Here is an 18,311-nt window from a genome sequence, read left to right on the forward strand (position 1 = left end):
CGGCGGCCTCAGCCGGCGGAACCGCCCTTGAGGACCTCGAGGTAGTACTTCCGGAAGGCCAGGGTCGCCCGGTCGGAGCCCACGGAGTGTTCCTCGGAGGGATGCGGGGCCTCCTTGGGCCAGGAGCTCTCGACTACGTCCCGGTCCTCGTCGGCGATCTTCGCGGCGTTGCCCTCGAACAGGCCGGTGAACCCCTTCCATTTCAGGAAGCTGCGGGCGCCGACCACAAAGAGGCGGGTGTGGGTGGCGTCGATGGGCACGACCAGGGCGTGGATCTTCAGCCGCATCCGCGGGATCGGGATGTGCAGGGTCATCATGTTCGGGCGGTGGAAGTCCAGGCGTCCGCCGCTGTCCCGGCCGTCCAGCAGGGCGTGGGTGACGCCGCCGAAGTCGGTGTCCTCCCAGCGGACCTCCATCTCGGAGTCCGGCTTCATGTAGCGGCTGACAAACCTGCCGATGGTCTTGCGGTGGACGAAGGGCAGGTGCGGGCTGTCGAGCATGTTCTCCATGGCCCGCGTCCAGTGGCAGTTCCAGGTCCGCGCCACGATGATCCGGGCGAGGCTGGGATCCGTCAGGGTCTCTGGAACGCAGGGTTCGCTGTCGGGCGGCCCGGCCGGGTCGGTGAAGACCCAGACAAAGTCGCCGATCGCCCGGGCGGGCAGGGCGGTCGCCCCCAGGGTCTCCAGCCGGGCGCGGGGATTCAGGGGAACCCCCTCGTTGGCGCCGTCCGTCCCGAACCGCCAGCCGTGGAAGGGACATTCCAGGCATCCCTCGGGCGTGACTCGGCCGAGGGACAGGCGGACGCCGCGGTGCGGGCAGCGGTCGACGAGGACGCCGGGCTTTCCGTCCGCCCCCAGGAAGACCGCCAGGCGCTCGCCCGCGAGTTGGACGCCCACCGGCCCCGCCGCAAGGCTGCGGAGGGGGACCAGCGGGGTCCAGACCCGGGCGAAGTCCTGGAACATCAGTCCTCGCCGCGGCCCTTCCGGGCCTCAGCAAGGGCCTTCACCAGGCCGATGGAGCCCAGGAAGTAGTGGAAACCGGCCCAGAGGTAGAAGCAGAGCGAGATGATGACGCCCGAGCGGGTCGCCTCCACCAGGCTGACATGACACCGGTCCGCCAGCGCCGCAGACGCACCGGCCGGGGCAGCCCCGCCGGGACAGGCCTGGGCGAAGCTCTCGCCGCCGCCCAGCCCGCCCAGCATCTGGCCGAGGGAGGCGAGAATGCCGTGGTGCGCGCCCTGCGTGAAGTTGAACTGGGCGAAGTGGTCGATGACCCACCCGGTGAAGGGCGGGCCTCCGCCCAGGGCGATCAGGTTCAGGAAGAACAGCATGATCGCCGCCGCCGTTGCCCGCCGCCGGGTCTCCACCATGTTCTGCACGACGCCGAAGGTCGGGCCCAGGTAGACGTAGTGGAAGATGCCGGGGACCAGCAGAATAAGGGCCGCGGCCTGCCAGGACGGCTGCAGGTAGGCGACGATGTAGATCGGCGTTGCGATGGCGAGGCCGATGGCGGGGGTCAGGGCGTACCAGCGGGGGCTGCGCAGGGCGAGCCGGTCGGTCACCACCCCGCCCAGCAGGGTCCCGATGCCCGCCGATATGCCGCCCACCAGACCGGTGATCAGGCCGACCTGGGCGTAGTCCAGGCCGAAGGCACGGGAGAAGTAGGGTGGGACGAACTGGCCGGATCCGTAGGAACCGAAGGAGGCGATGGTCACGCCCAGGATCATGTGAAGCACCGGCCACTTGCCGAACAGGGTCTTCACGATGGCCCACATCTCGCGGAACTCGCCCGCCATCGAGAAGGGCGGCTGCACCGCCAGCGAGGCCCCGCCATCCGCCTCCGAATGTCCCCGGGGCGGTTCCTTGATCATCAGCTTGATGGCGATGGCGATGACGAGGCCCGGCAGGCCCACCAGCATGAAGGCGACCCGCCAGGAGAAGTTCTGGGCCAGCCAGCCGCCCGCCACAGCGCCGAGCATGGTGCCGATGGGGATGCCGAGGGCGTAGACCGCCAGGGCGCTGGCCCGCTTCTTGGGTTCGAAATAGTCGCTGATCAGCGAGTGGGCGGGCGGGTTCAGCCCCGCCTCGCCGAAGCCCACCCCGAACCGGTAGGCCGCCAGCATGGCGAAGCTGGTCGCCGTGCCGCACAGGGCGGTGAAGCCCGACCAGATGACAATGGCCGCCGAGATGATGTTGACCCGGTTGAAGCGCTCGGCAAACCGGGCGATCGGGATGCCCAGGAAGGTGTAGAGGAGGGCGAAATACAGCCCTCCGAGCAGGCCCAGCTGGGTGTCGGTGATCTTGAGGTCGACCTTGATCGCCTGACCGATGGTCGAGATGATCGTCCGGTCGATGAAGTTGAAAGTGTAGGCCGTGACCAGCAGGGTCAGGACCACGGACTTGTAGCTGTTGGTGTAAACTGGTCGGTCCGCAGCCTGCGGCTGCGCATCAAGCGTCGACATGAACTCGTTTCCCCCACGGCGCACGGCCGTTTCCCGGAGGTGACTGTAGCGACTGTCGGCGGGAGGGGAAGGGGGCGGACGCACTTCCTCAGGGCCGCCGGCTCCGGCTAGATGCAGCGCATGGTCGAATGGATCACCGACGACGAGGACCCGCGGATCGCCGACTACCGCGATGTGCGCGAGCGCGACCTTGTGGGCCGCCGGGGCCTCTTCGTCGCGGAGGGCGCCGTGGTCCTGCGCGGCCTCCTCGACAGTCCGTTCGCCCTCACCAGGTCCATCCTGGTGGCGGAGGCCAGGCTGCCCGGCCTGTCGGAACTGCTCGCCAGGGTCCCTCCGGGAACGCCTGTCTTCGCCGCCTCCCAGGCGGTGATGGACACGATTGTCGGCTTCCCGATCCACAGGGGAATTCTCGCCCTGGGCGAGACGCCCCCACCCCGGGACCCGGCCTCCATGCTGTCGGACGTGGGGGCGGGGGGGCTGGTCCTGGCCCTTTCGTGCATCGCCAACCACGACAACATGGGCGGCCTGTTCCGCAACGCCGCCGCCTTCGGTGTCGACGCCGTCGTCCTGGACGCCGGCTGCTGCGACCCCTTCTACCGCAAGGCCCTGAGGGTGTCGGTGGGCGCGGTGCTGCAGGTTCCCCAGGTCCGGCTCCTCCCCGGGGCGGACATGGTCTCGGGGCTCCAGGCCGCCGGCTTCCATGTCCTGGCCCTCAGTCCTTCTGGAACTGAGGACCTGGCCTCCATTGGCGGGGGCGGACGGGTCGCGGTGATCCTGGGCGCCGAGGGGCCGGGGCTGGCCCCGGAGGTCCTGGCGCGTTGTGAGACCGTGCGCATTCCCATGGCGGCCGGATTTGATTCCCTGAATGTCGCCACCACCTCGGGTATCGTGCTCCATCACCTCCGGAGCCGTTCCGGAGACGCAGGATGATCCCGTGATGAACGCCCTCGTGGACCGGCCGGAACTTCGGCTCCTGCTCGCCGTCGGGATCGGCCTGCTGGTGGGCGTTGAGCGGGAGCGCAGCAAGGGCGCCGGGCCGAACCGCGGCGCGGCGGGGCTGCGGACCTTCGCCCTGATCGGCCTGGTCGGCGGCGCCTGCGGCCTCTTCGGCCAGCCCCTGCTCACCGCGGTGGCGGGCCTGTTCGTCGCCGCCGCCGCAGTGGCTTCCTATCGACGCTCGCGCCCCGACGATCCGGGCCTGACCACCGAGGTGGCCATGTTCGCCACCTTCCTGCTGGGGCTCATGACCGCCGACCAGCCCCAGGCGGCGGTGGCGTCGGGGGTGGTCATGGCCGTCCTGCTCGCCGCCCGGGCGCCGCTCCAGGCCCTGGTCCGCGACGTCCTCACGCAAAGGGAGCTGATGGACGGCCTCGCCTTCGCCATCGCCGCCCTGGTCGTCCTGCCCCTCCTGCCAGACCGCGCGGTCGATCCCCTCGGGGTCCTGAACCCGTTCGCGCTCTGGCGCCTGGCGGTGGTCATGATGGGGCTGAGCGCCCTCGGCTACATTGCCCAGCGGCTGGAGGGAGGCCGGCGCGGCCTGCTCCTTGCGGGCCTCGCCGGGGGCTTCGTGTCCTCGACCGCCACGATCGCCGGCATGGCCCGGCGTGCGCGCGAGACGCCTGCGATCACGGCGGCGGCGGCGGCGGCGGGCGTGGCCTCCATGCTTTCGTCCATGGTCTATCTCTCCGTCCTGCTGGCGACCCTCAGGCCGCAGGTCCTGGCCCACCTGGCCCTGCCGCTCCTGGCAGGGGGCGGCGTCATCCTGGTCCTTTCGCTCCTGATGGCGCGACATGGGGCGGATCCGCCTCCGGGCGACGGCGTCACGGGCCGGGCCTTCGACCTGTCCTCCACCGCCTTCTTCGTGGCGCTGGTCGCCGGCTGCACGCTCCTGAGTCGCCTGCTCGAGCTCTGGCTGGGCGAGCGGGGGGTGCTGGCGGGCGCCGCCGCCACGGGCCTGGCCGACGCCCACGCCGCGGCCCTCTCGGTGACCGGCCTGGCCGCCGCCGGGAAGCTGACGGACTCGGTCGCCGCCCTAGGCGTCCTGGTCGCGCTCATCGCCAACATGCTGGTCAAGGCGCCCACCGCCTGGGTCCTGGGCGGGGGGGATATGGCCTGCGGGTCAGCCTGGGCGCCATCCTCCTGACCGTCGGGGTCCTGGGGGGCGCCCTGGCGGCTGGCCTCCTGGGCGGATGAAGCGCGGCGCTTGTCAAAGGCCGCGCCGGACGGCTAGAGCCTGTCCAAACCCGGCGTCCCCGCCGGCGTGATTTCAGAGCTTTACGGAGGCCCCCATGGCCATTGACGCGGCGACCGTCCGCAAGGTCGCCAGACTGGCGCGCATCGCCGAGCCAGAGGCTCGGATCGAGCCCCTGGCCCGTGAGCTCAGCGGGATCATGGACTGGATCGAGCAGCTGGCCGAGGTCGACATCGAGGGCGTCGAGCCCATGACGTCGGCCGTATCCCAGCCCGCGCCCCTGCGCGACGATGTTGTGACCGAGGGCGGTGATCCTGAGCGCGTCCTCGCCAACGCCCCGCGCCGGGCCGGCGACTTCTTCGTGGTTCCCAAGGTGGTTGAGTGATGTCCGCCCTGACCGACCTGACCCTCCGCGGCGCCCTCGACGGCCTGGCCGCCGGCGAATTCTCCTCCGAGGAGCTCACCCGCGCCCACATCGACGCGGTCGAGGCCGCCCGTCCGCTCAACGCCTACATCCTGGAGACGCCCGAGAAGGCCCTCGACATGGCCCGGGCCTCCGACGCCCGGCGCAAGGCCGGCGAGGCCGGCGCCCTGGATGGCGCGCCCCTGGGGATCAAGGACCTGTTCTGCACGAACGGGGTGACCACCACGGCCGGCAGCCGGATCCTGGGCGGGTTCACCCCCACCTACGAATCCACCGTCACCTCCCAGCTCTGGCGCGACGGGGCCGTCATGCTGGGCAAGCTGAACCTGGACGAGTTCGCCATGGGCTCCTCCAACGAGACCTCGGCCTACGGGCCGGTCGTCAGCCCCTGGCGGCGGAACGGCGACGCCTCGCCCCTGACGCCGGGCGGGTCCTCGGGCGGCTCAGCGGCGGCGGTCGCCGCGGGCCTCTGCCTCGGCGCCACCGCCACCGACACCGGCGGCTCCATCCGCCAGCCCGCCGCCTTCACCGGAACGGTCGGCATAAAACCCACCTATGGCCGCTGCTCGCGCTGGGGCGTGGTCGCCTTCGCCTCGTCCCTCGACCAGGCCGGGCCGATCGCCAGGACCGTCGAGGACGCCGCCCTCCTGCTGCAGTCCATGTCCGGCCATGACCCGAAGGACTCCACCAGCCTGGACGTCGAAGTCCCCGACTTCGCCGCCTTCGTGGGCCGCTCGGTGAAGGGCCTGCGGATCGGCGTGCCGAAGGAGTACCGGGTCGACGGCATGCCGGCAGAGATCGAGGCGCTCTGGGAACAGGGCATCGCCTGGCTGCGCGAGGCGGGCTGCGAGATCGTCGAGGTCTCCCTGCCGCACACCCGCTACGCCCTGCCGGCCTACTACATCGTCGCGCCTGCCGAGGCCTCCTCGAACCTCGCCCGCTACGACGGCATGCGCTACGGCCTGCGCGCTGACGCGACCAGCCTGACCGACACCTACGAGAAGTCCCGCGCCGAGGGTTTCGGAGAGGAGGTCAAGCGCCGCATCCTGATCGGCACCTACGTCCTGTCGGCGGGCTATTACGACGCCTACTATCTGCGGGCCCTGAAGGTGCGCCGGCGGATCGCCGACGACTTCACCGAGGCCTTCGGCAAGGTGGACGCCCTGCTCACGCCCACGGCGCCCTCGGCGGCCTTCGCCCTGGGCGAGAACGCGGACGATCCGGTCGCCATGTACCTGAACGACATCTTCACGGTGACGGTGAACTTGGCGGGCCTGCCCGGCATGAGCGTGCCGGCGGGCCTGGACGCCCGGGGCCTGCCCCTGGGCCTGCAGCTGATCGGCCGCCCGCTGGACGAGGGCCTGCTGTTCTCGCTGGGCGGCGCCATCGAGAAAGCGGCGGGCTTCTCGACGAAGCCCGCGCGCTGGTGGTGACCGGCTAGACCTTACTTGGAAGCCGGCTTGGCCGCGGGGGCTGCACCCGAGGCAGGGGCGGCCGAGTCGAGTCCGGCCTGGATCGCGGTGAGCTTTTCCTCGGTCAGCATGCCGCCAGCCATGGGCTGCAGTTGGCGCAGGGTCATGCCCTTGAACTGCTCGTAGGCCGGATGCTGGGTCACGCCCGGCAGTTCCTTGTCGAGAACGGCCTTGGCTGCGGGGTCCGCCGCCAGTTCACCGATCGGGGTCGCGTCCACCGACTTCTTGCCATCCGCCAGGGCGGGAATGGCGGCAAAGGCGAGGGACAGGCCGGCGAGGCCGGCGATCAGGGTCTTCTTCATGACAGTCTCCAGGCGCGCGGGGTCCTTCCCGGGCTCAGGGCCGGGAGGTTGAAGACAGACAGGCCGACAGCGCAAGAGGCTTTCGCCGGAAAGGCGCCCGCACTAAACAGGGGCCATGAGCGAGACATCCAAACTGATCCAGGGCCGGACCGGTCCGTGGGAAATCGTGCTGGGCCTGGAGGTCCACGCCCAGGTCGCCTCCAACGCCAAGCTCTTCTCGGGCGCGGCCGTCGGCTTCGGCGCAGGCCCCAACGCCCAGGTCAGCCTGGTGGACGCCGCCATGCCCGGCATGCTGCCGGTCCTGAACCGCTACTGCGTCGAGCAGGCGGTGCGCACCGGCCTGGGCCTGAAGGCCAAGATCAACCTGACCAGCCGCTTCGACCGGAAGAACTATTTCTATCCGGACCTGCCCCAGGGCTACCAGATCAGCCAGTTCAAGGACCCCATCGTCGGCGAGGGCGAGGTGCTGGTCGAGCGCGACGACGGCTCGACCTTCACGGTCGGCATCGAGCGCCTTCACCTGGAGCAGGACGCGGGCAAGAGCCTGCACGATCAGGATCCCAACGCCACCTACGTGGACCTGAACCGCGCCGGCACGGCCCTGATGGAGATCGTCTCCCGCCCGGACATGCGTTCGTCCGAGGAGGCCGCCGCCTACGTCAAGAAGCTGCGGACCATCCTGGTCTACCTGGGCAGCTGCGACGGCGACATGGAGAAGGGCAACCTGCGGGCGGACGTGAACGTCTCGGTGCGCCGCCCGGGCGAGGGCCTGGGGACGCGCTGCGAGATCAAGAACGTCAACTCCTACCGCTTCATCCAGCAGGCCATCGAGTACGAGGCCCGCCGGCAGATTGAGATCCTTGAGGACGGCGGGAAGATCGACCAGGAGACCCGCCTGTTCGACCCGGTGAAGGGTGAGACCCGGTCCATGCGCTCCAAGGAGGACGCGCACGACTACCGCTACTTCCCCGACCCCGACCTCCTGCCCCTTGAGCTGGACCCGGCCTGGGTCAAGTCCATCGAGGACAGCCTTCCGGAACTGCCGGACGCCAAGAAGGCCCGGTTCCAGAGCCAGTACGGCCTGACCGCCTACGATGCCGGCGTGCTGATCAGCGAGCAGGCGAGGGCGGACTACTATGAGGCCGCCGCCGCGGGCCGTGACGCCAAGCTGGTGGCCAACTGGGTGACCAACGACCTGGCCGCCCGCCTGACGGCCGCCGGCACGCCCATCTCCGAAAGCCCCATCGCCCCGGACGAGATTTCCGAGCTGGTCGCCCTTATCGAGGAGGGGGTCATCTCCTCCAAGATCGCCAAGGACGTCTTCGAGCGCATGTGGGCGGGCGAGGGCCGGCCGCGCGCCGTCGTCGAGGCGCAGGGGCTGCAGCAGGTGTCCGACACCGGCGCCCTCGAGGCCCTGGTGGACCAGCTGATCGCGGACAATCCCGGCCAGGCCGCCGCCGTGCGCGACAAGCCCCAGGCCATCGGCTGGTTCGTCGGCCAGGTGATGAAGGCCACGGGCGGCAAGGCCAATCCCGGGTCGGTCAACCAGATCCTGAAGGCGAAGCTCGGGCTCTGAGGCCCCGGCGTTGGGAGGAAGCGGCATGGCTTCGGCGTTCGAGACGGACTGGACCTGCTTCCAGGTCACCCTGGAGGACCGGGTCGCTCACATCCGGCTGAACCGGCCCGAGGCCTTCAACTCCATGAACCGGGCGTTCTGGAACGAGCTGCCGGCGATTGTCGATGATATCAGCGACAACGCCCGGGCCCGGGTGATCGTCATCTCCTCCACCGGACGGCACTTCACCGCCGGCATGGACCTGCAGAACTTCGCCGGGGTCGGCGGCGGGACCGCTGAGGGCCCCCGGCGCCCGGACATCGCCGGAGAGGCCTCCCGGGCCCACCTGGAGTCCCTTCAGGACGCCTTCTCCTGCCTGGACCGCGCGCGCATGCCGGTGATCGCCGCCATCCAGGGCGGCTGCGTCGGCGGGGGCGTCGACCTGACCGCCGCCTGCGACATGCGCTACGCCAGCGCAGACGCCTTCTTCTGCATCCAGGAGATCAACATCGGCATGACGGCAGACGCCGGCACCTTCCCGCGCCTCTGCCGGCTGATCCCCCAGGGCTGGGTGCGCGAGCTGGCCTATACCGGCCGGCGCCTGCCCGCCGAGGCCGCCCGCGAGATCGGCCTGGTCAACGCCGTCCTGCCGGACGCCGACGCGGTGGTCGCCCACGCCCTGGCCGTCGCCAGGGAGATCGCCGCCAAGTCGCCCCTGGCGGTGGCCGGCTCCAAGGTCATGATCAACTACGCCCGCGAGCACGACACCGAGACGGCCCTGGACTATCTCCGGGTCTGGCAGGCGGGCATGTTCCCCGCCGCCGACATGGCCGAGACCTTCAAGGCCCGCCAGGAGGGACGCGAGCCGGACTTCCCCGACCTTCGCCCCGTCCACCGGGGGATGTAGGCGCCCCTCAGCGCGGCGGCGCCGTCCAGCGGTCCAGCCAGCCCATGACCTCGTCGTGCCACTGCACCGAGTTGCGCGGCTTCAGGATCCAGTGGTTCTCTTCCGGATAGGTGACCAGCCGGCTTTCGATCCCCTGGCGCTGCAGGGCGGTGAAGGTGGCGAGGCCCTGCTCCAGCGGCACCCGGTAGTCGCGGTCGCCGTGCAGGACCAGCATGGGCCGGTTCCACTTGCCGACATGGAGGACGGGATTGAAGGCCTCGTAGCCGGCCGGATTGTCGTGCGGCATGCCTCCGTTCTCCCACTCGGTGAACCAGAGCTCCTCGGTGGAGTAGGCCATGGCCCGGGTGTCGAAGAGGCCGGCGTGGTTCACCAGGCACTTCCACGGTTCCTTCCAGGTCCCGGCGATCCAGTTGACCATGTAGCCGCCGTAGGAGCCGCCCAGGGCGCAGGCCCGGTCGCCGTCCAGGAAGGGATAGCGCGCCAGCGCCGCCGCCCAGCCCTTCTGCAGGTCTTCCAGGGGCCGGTCGCCCCAGTGCCGGGAGATCGAGTCCGTGAAAGCCTGCCCGTATCCGGTGGACCCGTGGAAATCGATCATCACGACGGCGTAGCCCCGGCCCGTGTAGGTCTGGGCGTTCCACCGGTAGTGCCAGAGGTTGCCGAAGGAGCCCTGGGGGCCTCCATGGATCAGGAAGGCCACGGGGAACTTCTGACCCGGCCGGGCGCCCGCCGGCTTGACCACATAGCCGTGGACCGTCTCGCCATTCCAGCCGGCGAAGGTGAACTGTTCCGGCTCACCCATCGTCACCTGGGCGAGGCGCTCGGCATTGTGCCAGGTCAGCTGGACGGGGGCGGAGCCGTCCAGGCGCGCCTTCCAGACCTGGGCGGGGAACTTCAGGGTGTCGTGCAGGAAGACCAGCCCGCGGGCGCCCACGTCGTAGCCGCTGGCGTGGCCCTCGCCGGTCAGCGGGCGGGGCAGGCCGCCCCGCGCGGCGTCGAAGACGAACAGCCGCTGCTGGCCCACATCCTGGGCCAGGGCGTAGAGCCGCTTGCCGTCGGGCGACCACTTCAGGCCCTCCGTAGACCGGTCCCAGCCCGGCGCAAGCTCGCGGGTGCGCCCCGAGGCGAGGTCGCGCACCTGGATCCCGTAGCGGTCGGCCTCGAACCCGGGCCGCTTCATCGCCAGCCAGGCCAGGGTGCGGCCGTCCGGCGACAGGGTCGGGGCGGCGTCGACGGCGGGATTGCCCGGCGTCAGGTTCACCGGCGCGGCGCCGCCGGTCAGGGGAACCTGGAAGAGGTCGAAGTTGGTGCTCCAGGCTTCGGACTTCCCAGCGATCTTCGCCGAAAAGATCACGGACTTGCCGTCCGGGGTGATGACGAAGTCGTCCTCGCCGCCAAAGGGCTTGCCGGGGACGTCGCCGTCGAAGCCTGGGGTGAGGGGCGTAGGCGCCCCACCCGCCAGGGCCGCCTCCACCCCCAGGGCGTAGAGGTGGTTGCGGGTCCCGTCGGCCCAGGTATCCCAGTGGCGGGCGAAGAGGCGGTCATGGACCCGTCCCGAGGGCGATTTCGGCGCCGCGCGCCGCTCGGTGGTGCACTTGAGGTCCGGGCAGTCCGGATAGACGGAGAGACCGACCACCAGGGTCCCGCCATCGGCCGACAGCCGATAGGCCTCCACGTCCAGGGGCAGGCGCGTCACCGCCTCGGGCGCGCCGCCGGCGGCCGGGGCCCGCCAGACCTGGCTCGAGCCTGACCGGCCCGAAAGGAAATAGATCCAGCGCCCGTCCGCGCTAAAGCGGGGCGAACTGACATCATCGCCGATTGCGGCGAGGGGCCGGGCCTCGGCGCCCCGCGTCTCCAGGTCGATGGACCACAGGGCTGTGCGACCCCGGTTGGCCTCCCAGTCTGTGCGGCGCAGGACGTAGAGGGCCGATCGCCCGTCAGGCGCGAGGCGCACCTCCGACACCCGGTCCAGCATGACCAGGTCACGAGCCGTCAGGCCCCGTGGCGCATCGGCGCGGGCGGCTCCGCCGCTCCCGATGACAAGGCCAGCGACGGCCGCGAGGACAATGCGGGTGAGGGCAGGGCGCATGGGGGTCTCCCTTGTGATCCGCCTGCCCGTTAGCACATCCGTGCCCGGGACAGGAGGCCGTTGCGCCGCCCCGCCGCCTTCGGCTAAGAGAGGCGCTCCCCGCCGGGGACTGGTGACGTGGCCGAGTGGCTGAAGGCAACGGTTTGCTAAATCGTCATACCCGAAAGGGTATCCAGGGTTCGAATCCCTGCGTCACCGCCACCCACCCTCCCGACATCCCTGCCTGAGCAGAGCGGTTCCGACATGTCGCGGAACCTGCGGGCCTATTCGCGCCCGAACCGTCTGTGGAGACGTCCCTGGTGGCGGGGTTCGAGGGGCGGTTCGGGCGCGAAAGGGGGCGCGTCTCCGGGGCGGCTCAAGTCTGAACCCACTTGTAGTGATGCCAGCCGGCGTCGAGGTCGAAGCGCCCCGAACGTCTCAGGCGTCGATGAAAACCCGATCGACGACGATGTCGTCGGCCCGGGCCCTGGCCTGCGCCATGTCATAGGCGGTCTGCATGCGCATCAAGGTATCGGCCCTGACGCCGAACGCCTTCTCGAACCGGATCGCCATGTCGGCGGACAGCGCGGTGTGGCCATTGAAGAGGTTGCTGAGGGTCTGGCGGGTCACATGGAAGGCGGCGGCGAGGCGGTTGATGCTCACGCCGTGAGGTTCGACGATCTCGCTCTTCAGCCAGTCGCCTGGGTGAACCGCGAGCGAGGGATGCAGGGTCACGGCCATCAGTGATAATCCTCCAGGTCCAGGTCGGCGATTGTCGTTCCATCGATCCTGATGAAGGTCAGGCGCCAGTTCTTCGTCACAGTCATCGCCCAGCGTCCCGCCCTGTCGCCGACCAGCTCGTGCAGCCCGTAATTCGGCGGCGCGGCCAGCTCGTCAAAGCTGCCGACGGCATCGATGTAGGCCAGCATCTTGCGGATCCGGTTGGCGTCTCCCACAAGGCCCTTTGCGTTCCCGGTCTCGACGAACCGGCGCAGACCCTTGTGGGTGATGCTTTCGATATCCATGCCCTCCCATATGTCAAACATGACTTTACATGTCAAACGATGTTTGACGATCGCTCAATGGCCAAGCGGCGGCGCAGGGCCCCCAATCCCCGTTGGAAACCGGGCGATCCCATCGTCATATGAGCCCGCCATAACTCGGGCCGACCCTCATGAGCGCACGCATTGACACCTCACGCTTCCCGGCTGGGAAGGACCTCGACTATGAAGGCGAGGAGGAGCGTCGGCGTCTAGCGGCGCTGACGGACGAAGCCTGGAGCTTTGTCAGGGGGTGGCGTTGGGATCCGCCGGTGGCCGAACTCGTGCTGGCCTTCGCCGTGGCGCCTATCCTCGGCCTCTTCCTGATGCGGTTTGCGCCGGGGGGACGGCCTGAGGACGCCGAACGCTGGGTCGTCGTCGGTGACCTTCCTGCGATGCATTTCGAGACCGATGAGGCGCGTACGCCGGCCAGGGCCCTAGAGCTCTGTTGCGCCATCGCCCAGGACTGGGCGAACGGGGTGCTGGCGGGACGGGACCTTTCGGACAGCTATCCCTTCCCGATCGACCCGACCCGGGCGAATGCGGAAAGACTCCTGGATCGGGTGGAGTTCATTCGGGAAAACCTGATTCCGCTGGCTTAGCGGCTCGGGGGCGGAACGCTACACAGCGCCAGGACGGGAAGAAGCGGAGACGAGCTGGCGTTCGCCTGCCCCCACCGCCACCCACCCTCCCGACATCCCTGCCTGAGCAGATGGGTCAGGCCGCTGATCACGGTCTGCCGGTTGTGCAGTTGTCAGCCTGGGGCCAAGAGGGCTTTGCTGGCGGGGCGCCGTTCGGTCGGCAGGGGAGTGTGACGACGAGGTCGGACGTGGCGGGATTGGCGACCTGGCGAACGCGCATTGCTCTTGGCTGAATTCCCGTGGCCGCCTTACCGGCAGGCTCCGATGCGGTGACGCCATGTCGGCTGTTCTCCGTGGGCATGGGTGGCTTTCCATCGGCCCGGGTAAAGCTGCGAGCCTCGGCGAGGGTGAGAAACACAGCGAGGCCGCCAAGCTCCTCCCGCCAAATTGATAAGCTATAGATATAGCCGTAAGCAGAATTTAGCGCCTAATCGCCATAAATGCCGAGGTCTATAGGATCTCCATGAGACCCTTGTCGGCGGTACACGTCCGATGGGTTTCAACGGAGAGCGGACATGAGCCAGGACGTGATCGTGGTCATCGGCGCGGGTGGCATAGGCGAGGCCATCGCCCGACGACAGGGGTTCGGCAAGACGGTCCTGCTCGCAGACTGGAACGAAGATACCCTCGCTGCTGCCGCCGCCGGATTGAGCGAGGCCAGCTATTCTGTCGTACAGCATCCGGTCGATGTCAGCGTGCGGGCGTCGGTCCAGGCCCTGGCGGAGGCGGCGGCTACCCTCGGCAGGGTCGTGCAGGTGGTCAACACGGCCGGCCTGTCCCCAAACATGGCCCCGGTCAGGAAGCTGCTCGAAGTCGATCTCTACGGTTCGGCTGTCGTCTTCGAGGAGTTCGGGAAGGTCATCGCCTCGGGCGGCGCCGGCCTGATCATCTCAAGTATGGCAGGCCACATGATGCGTCCGCTTCCCGCGGACGATGAACAGCAGCTTGCTCATCTGCCCGCCGACGAGTTGCTGTCCTTGCCCTGCCTTCAGGCCGAGGCCGTTCCCAACAGCATGGTGGCTTACATGGTCGCGAAGCGCGCCAATTTCCTTCGCGTCCAGGCTGAGGCGGTGAAGTGGGGCGAGCGCGGCGCCCGGGTCAATGCGATAAGCCCCGGCATTGTCGTTACGCCCCTCGCGGCCCATGAGCTGAATTCGCAGATCGGCCACGTTTATCGCGGCATGGTCGCGGCCTCACCGTCCAAGCGCATGGCGCCGCCCGAAGAGATCGCCGTGGCGGCGAGCTTCCTGCTCGGACCCGACGCCGGTTTCATCACGGGCAGCGACCTGCTCATCGATGGCGGCGTCACCGCCGCCATGCGCGCCGGCAATCTGCCGACCCCGGCCTGACCGCCGCAGGCGCCGCTAGCTTCAGCAGACGGCAGCATCGTCGCCGGCATTCTCCCTGCCGCTTCCATCCGTGGGTCGAGGGCGCCGGGGACCCACGCCATCGCGGCCGGCATCACCCTCATCAGGGGTGTAGTCCTCTTCGCAGCCCTTTCATGGGCATTCTCATCCTGGACCGGTTAATTCGATGGGCTTGGCCCGATGCCTGTCCCGGAGCCCTAGGCTCCGACCAGGATCAACGCCCCTCGGGGGTCCGCCCGCCTGCTGCAGGACGCAGCCCGACGGCGGCTTCGAGGTTGGTCGGCTGGACTAGGCGGGGCGGAGCGCCTCAGGGCCGGCGCCCGCAGGGCCGGATCCTGGCGATGACGCGCCGGGTGGCTGACGCTCCGGGCGGAATGAGCGCCTATCGCAAGAGGGCGCAGGACGCCGGGCGGTGAAGGGCTGGCAGGGGCGACGGCCTTGCAGGACGGTCGCTTCCGGGGCGCCGTAGGGCGCGATCGGCCTGACGCCGGGGCGGAGTGGAAGTGGCGTGTGCGGCAGGGCGGTCAGGCTGAATGCGAAGTCACCCAGCTGGAGACCCCTTCGCTCCCGACTGCCCTCACCCCCGCCCGTTTCGCGCCTCTCGCCAATCCCAAACTCATGGCATCGGTCTCAGCCTGAGCGCGGAAACCGCCAGCGACCCGTCACAGCTTCGGAGGCGCCTCCACGCCGGTCATCGCCATTGAGGCGGCGTTGTACCGGTCGCCTTCGGCGTCCAGGCTTGAGAGTGCGGCCGTGATCGCCAGGGTCTCTTCAGGGGTCAGTTGAAGCTCGGCAGCGCCCAGGTTCTCCTCCAGGCGGTGCAGCTTCGTCGTGCCCGGGATCGGGACGACGTAGGGTCGTTGGGCCAGGAGCCAGGCCAGGGCGACCTGGGCCGGCGTGGCGCCGCGGGCCTCACCGACCTGCTTCAGAAGTTCGACGAAGGCCAGGTTCTTGGCCAGGGCCTCGGGCTGGAACCGCGGGATCGTCGCACGGAAATCGGTCTTTTCGAGCTTGGTTTCCGCGCTGATCGCACCCGTCAGGAAGCCCTTGCCGAGCGGGCTGTATGGCACGAAGCCGATGCCGAGTTCGTCGCAGGCAGCGAGGATCCCATTCGTCTCAGGCGCGCGCCACCAGAGGGAATATTCGTTCTGAACGGCTGAGACAGGTTGCACTGCATGTGCTCGCCGCAGCGTGTTCACGCCCGGCTCGGAAAGCCCGAAGTGGCGCGCCTTGCCTTCCTTGATCAGGTCCTGGACGACGCCTGCGACATCCTCGATGGGTACTTTGGGGTCGACCCGATGTTGGTACAGCAGGTCTATGGTCTCGACGCCGAGCCGTTTCAGCGACCGCTCCACCACCTCCCGGATCTTCTCCGGCCGGCTGGAGATCCCCCGGGGACGACGTGTTTCCGGATCGACATCGAAGCCGAACTTGGTGGCGATGACGACCTGGTCGCGGATCGGCCGAAGCGCTGCGCCGACCATCTCCTCATTGCTGAACGGCCCATAGATTTCGGCGGTGTCGAAGAGGGTCACGCCACGATCCGCGGAGGCGCGAATGAGGGTGACGCCCTCATCATGACTGATCCGGTGGCCGTAGCTGAAGTCGAGGCCCATGCAGCCAAAGCCGATTTCGCTGACGGTCAGGCCGCCAAGGCTTCGCATTTTCATGATGTTCTCCGGGGTTCGTTCTCGAGGTCATCGACCGCTGGCCGTCCGGCCAGCACCGGCTGAACCTAGAGGATCGCCATTTCAGCGATTAGTCGCTAAATCATGCATGAGGCTATCAGTGGAGCTTATGAATGCGGCGGGAGGATCTCAGTGATCTGGCGGTCTTCCTCGCCGTTGCCGAGGCGCGCAGTTTCACCCGGGCGGCGGCCCAGCTTGGCGCCTCGCAATCCGCAATCAGCCAGATCGTGCGACGCCTCGAAGCGTCGATTGGCATCAAGCTGCTGACGCGCAACACGCGCAATGTGGCGCCGACGGAAGCCGGCGAGCAATTGATCGCAACCCTGAGGCCGGCCTTGGGTGAGATTGACGCGCGTCTCGCGGCGCTGAGCGCCTTTCGGGAGCGCCCGGCGGGCACGGTGCGGATTACCTCCAGTCGCCATGCTGCAGAGACGATCCTCTGGCCAGCCGTCAGCCAGATGCTCAGGGAAAACCCTGAAGTGGACGTCGAGATTTCCGTCGATGGGCACCTGACCGAGATCGTCGCCGAACGTTTCGACGCAGGTGTTCGACTGGGGGAACAGGTCGCGAAGGATATGATCGCCGCGCCGATCGGGCCGGAACTCCGGATGGCCGTCGTGGGGTCGCCGGACTATCTGGCGGCCCGTGGTGTCCCAGGTTCACCCCAGGAGTTGACCTCCCACGCCTGCATCAACATCCGCATGCCCTCGAGCGGCGGACTTTATGCGTGGGAATTCAGCAGGGGTGGGCGTGATCTCAATGTTCGCGTCGATGGACCGCTGGTCCTCAATGACGTCGGGATCATACTGCAGGCGTCCGCAGAGGGTTTGGGACTGGCCTGCGTCCTGGAGGATCAGGCCTCTAGCCTGCTCGCGTCAGGACGCCTGGTCCGGGTCCTTGAAGACTGGTGTCCACCATTCCCAGGTTACCACCTGTACTATCCCGACCGGCGCCAACTGACGCCCGCCTTTTCCTTGTTTCTTGCAACCCTGCGGCAGCGCAGGCGTTCGGTCTGAACCTCACGTCCGCCTCACCCCCCGCCGACCTGAGCCTCAGGCCGTCGATCTCCGCCATCTCCGCGTCGGAATAGGGACCGTCGGCCTCCGCCTTCAGGCACAGGTCAAGTTCCGCGCGGTTCTTGACGCCCAGGACCACCAGATCGAAGTCGGGCAGGGAGAGGGCGTAGCGGTGGGCCGCGTAGGCGGGGTCCACGCCCCAGAGGGCGCAAAGGGCCCGGAAGGGCGCCGCGCGCTTGAAGTCGCGGCGTTACCCGGACCGCAAGCCTGTGGATGCCGATCAGGACTGCGGTCTGAGGCCGAGCCGATCGGCGATCACGCCGTCGATGAGGCGCTTCGGCAACAGCCGCGGCAGCCACCAGTTCAGGAGGGGATTCGGGACCGGCGCGTAGCGCACCCTGGGACGCGCGGCGGTGAGCGCTTCCAGCACCACCTCGGCGACGACGGAGGACTCCAGCCCTTCCTCGTCCATGGCCGCGAGGCTTTCCTCCAGCCGGGCCAGGGGGGCGGCCCAGCCCGTGCCGGCGTAGCGCGACCGGTCGATGGCGGCGCCCTTGCCCCAGATCGGCGTCTTCACCGCGCCGGGCCCGACCACGATGACATCGACGCCCGTCAGGATGAGTTCCCGGCGCAGGCTTTCGGAGTAGCCCTCTAGCCCATGCTTGGACGCGGCGTAGGCGGCGGTGAAGGGATAGCCGAACTTGCCCGAAACCGAAGTGATGTTGACGATGCGGCCCTTGGGGCCTGTCGCGCCCGGCACGGCGCCGAGCAGGGGCCCAAAGGCCTGCACGGCTCGCATGGCGCCGACCAGATTGGTGTCGATCACCTGCTCGATCTCGTCGAGGGGCTGGGTCATGGCGGGCCCGGGCCATGCGACGCCGGCGTTGTTCACAAGGCCGCCGAGCCGCTCGCCGCCGAGCCGGCCGTGGATCTCGGCGGCGGCCCGGGCCAGGCTCCCGGCATCCGTTACATCGGCCAGCACAGGCTCCACCAGCGGACCGCAGTCCTGCGCCAATGCGAGCGCATCGGCGTCCCGTCGCACCGTCGGGAAGGTCCGCACGCCGGCCTTTGCAAGTCGCTCGACGCACGCCCGTCCAATGCCGCTCGAGGCGCCTGTCACCACCACGGGTCCCGTCACGCTCATGCTCCTTCGCCGCAACGGGCCGGATATGGGGATAGGGG

The 18,311-nt window shown here is 68.9% G+C and carries 17 protein-coding genes, 1 tRNA gene and 1 pseudogene; 10 read left to right on the plus strand and 9 right to left on the minus strand.

Annotation, left to right across the window (positions count from 1 at the left end; all coding sequences use genetic code 11):
• Positions 1 to 8: 8 nt before the first annotated feature.
• Both HYN04_RS04785 and HYN04_RS04790 read right to left on the minus strand, forming a co-directional pair.
• Positions 9 to 962 (minus strand): aromatic ring-hydroxylating oxygenase subunit alpha, encoded by a 954-nt coding sequence (locus HYN04_RS04785; RefSeq protein WP_110449705.1) that lies wholly within the window; start codon positions 960 to 962, stop codon positions 9 to 11.
• Complete coding sequence (locus HYN04_RS04790) at positions 962 to 2,461, minus strand: spinster family MFS transporter (protein WP_110449706.1); 1,500 nt, start codon at positions 2,459 to 2,461, stop codon at positions 962 to 964. The genes HYN04_RS04785 and HYN04_RS04790 overlap by 1 nt, the downstream gene beginning before the upstream one ends.
• Positions 2,462 to 2,572: 111 nt before the next feature.
• Between HYN04_RS04790 and HYN04_RS04795 the strand changes: the two genes are divergently transcribed.
• The 4 genes from HYN04_RS04795 (at position 2,573) to gatA (ending at position 6,509) form a co-directional block, all read left to right on the plus strand.
• A complete protein-coding gene (locus tag HYN04_RS04795) occupies positions 2,573 to 3,391 on the plus strand; it encodes a TrmH family RNA methyltransferase (protein ID WP_110449707.1) in 819 nt (272 codons plus the stop codon).
• 7 nt (positions 3,392 to 3,398) lie between these two features.
• Entirely contained in the window at positions 3,399 to 4,604 is a 1,206-nt protein-coding gene (locus tag HYN04_RS04800; RefSeq protein WP_241962712.1) for an MgtC/SapB family protein, read from the plus strand.
• A gap of 145 nt (positions 4,605 to 4,749) precedes the next feature.
• On the plus strand, positions 4,750 to 5,037 hold the full coding sequence (gene gatC, locus HYN04_RS04805; protein ID WP_110449709.1) for an Asp-tRNA(Asn)/Glu-tRNA(Gln) amidotransferase subunit GatC: 288 nt from the start codon (positions 4,750 to 4,752) through the stop codon (positions 5,035 to 5,037).
• On the plus strand, positions 5,037 to 6,509 hold the full coding sequence (gene gatA, locus HYN04_RS04810; RefSeq protein ID WP_110449710.1) for an Asp-tRNA(Asn)/Glu-tRNA(Gln) amidotransferase subunit GatA: 1,473 nt from the start codon (positions 5,037 to 5,039) through the stop codon (positions 6,507 to 6,509). Before gatC ends, gatA begins: the two co-directional genes overlap by 1 nt.
• 11 nt (positions 6,510 to 6,520) lie before the next feature.
• Here the strand turns inward: gatA and HYN04_RS04815 are convergent, their stop codons facing one another.
• Positions 6,521 to 6,850 (minus strand): hypothetical protein, encoded by a 330-nt coding sequence (locus HYN04_RS04815; RefSeq protein ID WP_199285994.1) that lies wholly within the window; start codon positions 6,848 to 6,850, stop codon positions 6,521 to 6,523.
• A 115-nt stretch (positions 6,851 to 6,965) separates the two neighbouring features.
• Between HYN04_RS04815 and gatB the strand changes: the two genes are divergently transcribed.
• Together gatB and HYN04_RS04825 are read left to right on the plus strand one after the other, a co-directional pair.
• The gene (gene gatB, locus HYN04_RS04820; protein ID WP_110449711.1) at positions 6,966 to 8,426 is read left to right on the plus strand and encodes an Asp-tRNA(Asn)/Glu-tRNA(Gln) amidotransferase subunit GatB; all 1,461 of its coding nucleotides are present in this window, start codon (positions 6,966 to 6,968) and stop codon (positions 8,424 to 8,426) included.
• Between the two features lie 25 nt (positions 8,427 to 8,451).
• On the plus strand, positions 8,452 to 9,312 hold the full coding sequence (locus HYN04_RS04825; protein WP_110449712.1) for a crotonase/enoyl-CoA hydratase family protein: 861 nt from the start codon (positions 8,452 to 8,454) through the stop codon (positions 9,310 to 9,312).
• Positions 9,313 to 9,319: 7 nt separating this feature from the next.
• On the opposite strand, the gene HYN04_RS04830 is transcribed toward HYN04_RS04825, so the two are convergent.
• The gene (locus HYN04_RS04830) at positions 9,320 to 11,398 is read right to left on the minus strand and encodes an alpha/beta hydrolase family protein (RefSeq protein ID WP_110449713.1); all 2,079 of its coding nucleotides are present in this window, start codon (positions 11,396 to 11,398) and stop codon (positions 9,320 to 9,322) included.
• 111 nt (positions 11,399 to 11,509) lie between these two features.
• Here HYN04_RS04830 and HYN04_RS04835 point away from each other — a divergent pair.
• Positions 11,510 to 11,599: transfer RNA gene (locus HYN04_RS04835), tRNA-Ser, on the plus strand.
• 216 nt (positions 11,600 to 11,815) lie between these two features.
• Here the strand turns inward: HYN04_RS04835 and HYN04_RS04840 are convergent.
• Both HYN04_RS04840 and HYN04_RS04845 read right to left on the minus strand, forming a co-directional pair.
• Complete coding sequence (locus HYN04_RS04840) at positions 11,816 to 12,118, minus strand: HigA family addiction module antitoxin (RefSeq protein ID WP_199285995.1); 303 nt, start codon at positions 12,116 to 12,118, stop codon at positions 11,816 to 11,818.
• Positions 12,118 to 12,402 (minus strand): type II toxin-antitoxin system RelE/ParE family toxin, encoded by a 285-nt coding sequence (locus tag HYN04_RS04845; protein ID WP_110449714.1) that lies wholly within the window; start codon positions 12,400 to 12,402, stop codon positions 12,118 to 12,120. The genes HYN04_RS04840 and HYN04_RS04845 overlap by 1 nt, the downstream gene beginning before the upstream one ends.
• A 149-nt stretch (positions 12,403 to 12,551) precedes the next feature.
• On the opposite strand from HYN04_RS04845, the gene HYN04_RS04850 reads away from it, so the two are divergent.
• Together HYN04_RS04850 and HYN04_RS04860 are read left to right on the plus strand one after the other, a co-directional pair.
• On the plus strand, positions 12,552 to 13,019 hold the full coding sequence (locus HYN04_RS04850) for a hypothetical protein (RefSeq protein WP_110449715.1): 468 nt from the start codon (positions 12,552 to 12,554) through the stop codon (positions 13,017 to 13,019).
• A 554-nt stretch (positions 13,020 to 13,573) separates the two neighbouring features.
• Positions 13,574 to 14,407: an SDR family oxidoreductase gene (locus HYN04_RS04860; protein WP_110449717.1), complete on the plus strand. Its 834-nt coding sequence runs from the start codon at positions 13,574 to 13,576 to the stop codon at positions 14,405 to 14,407.
• Between the two features lie 680 nt (positions 14,408 to 15,087).
• Here the strand turns inward: HYN04_RS04860 and HYN04_RS04865 are convergent.
• Positions 15,088 to 16,095 (minus strand): aldo/keto reductase, encoded by a 1,008-nt coding sequence (locus HYN04_RS04865; RefSeq protein WP_110449718.1) that lies wholly within the window; start codon positions 16,093 to 16,095, stop codon positions 15,088 to 15,090.
• A gap of 131 nt (positions 16,096 to 16,226) precedes the next feature.
• Here HYN04_RS04865 and HYN04_RS04870 point away from each other — a divergent pair, with 131 nt between their 5' ends.
• Positions 16,227 to 17,129 carry a LysR family transcriptional regulator gene (locus HYN04_RS04870; RefSeq protein WP_110449719.1) on the plus strand — a complete coding sequence of 301 codons (903 nt, stop codon included), beginning with the start codon at positions 16,227 to 16,229 and terminating at the stop codon, positions 17,127 to 17,129.
• A gap of 97 nt (positions 17,130 to 17,226) precedes the next feature.
• Here HYN04_RS04870 and HYN04_RS13815 read toward each other — a convergent pair.
• Positions 17,227 to 17,325: pseudogene (locus HYN04_RS13815) on the minus strand (hypothetical protein); the annotation flags it as partial.
• A gap of 84 nt (positions 17,326 to 17,409) precedes the next feature.
• Positions 17,410 to 18,273 (minus strand): SDR family NAD(P)-dependent oxidoreductase, encoded by an 864-nt coding sequence (locus HYN04_RS04880; protein WP_110449720.1) that lies wholly within the window; start codon positions 18,271 to 18,273, stop codon positions 17,410 to 17,412.
• Between the last annotated feature and the right edge of the window lie 38 nt (positions 18,274 to 18,311).

It is taken from the genome of Phenylobacterium parvum (assembly GCF_003150835.1).
GTDB classification, from domain to species: Bacteria; Pseudomonadota; Alphaproteobacteria; order Caulobacterales; family Caulobacteraceae; genus Phenylobacterium; species Phenylobacterium parvum.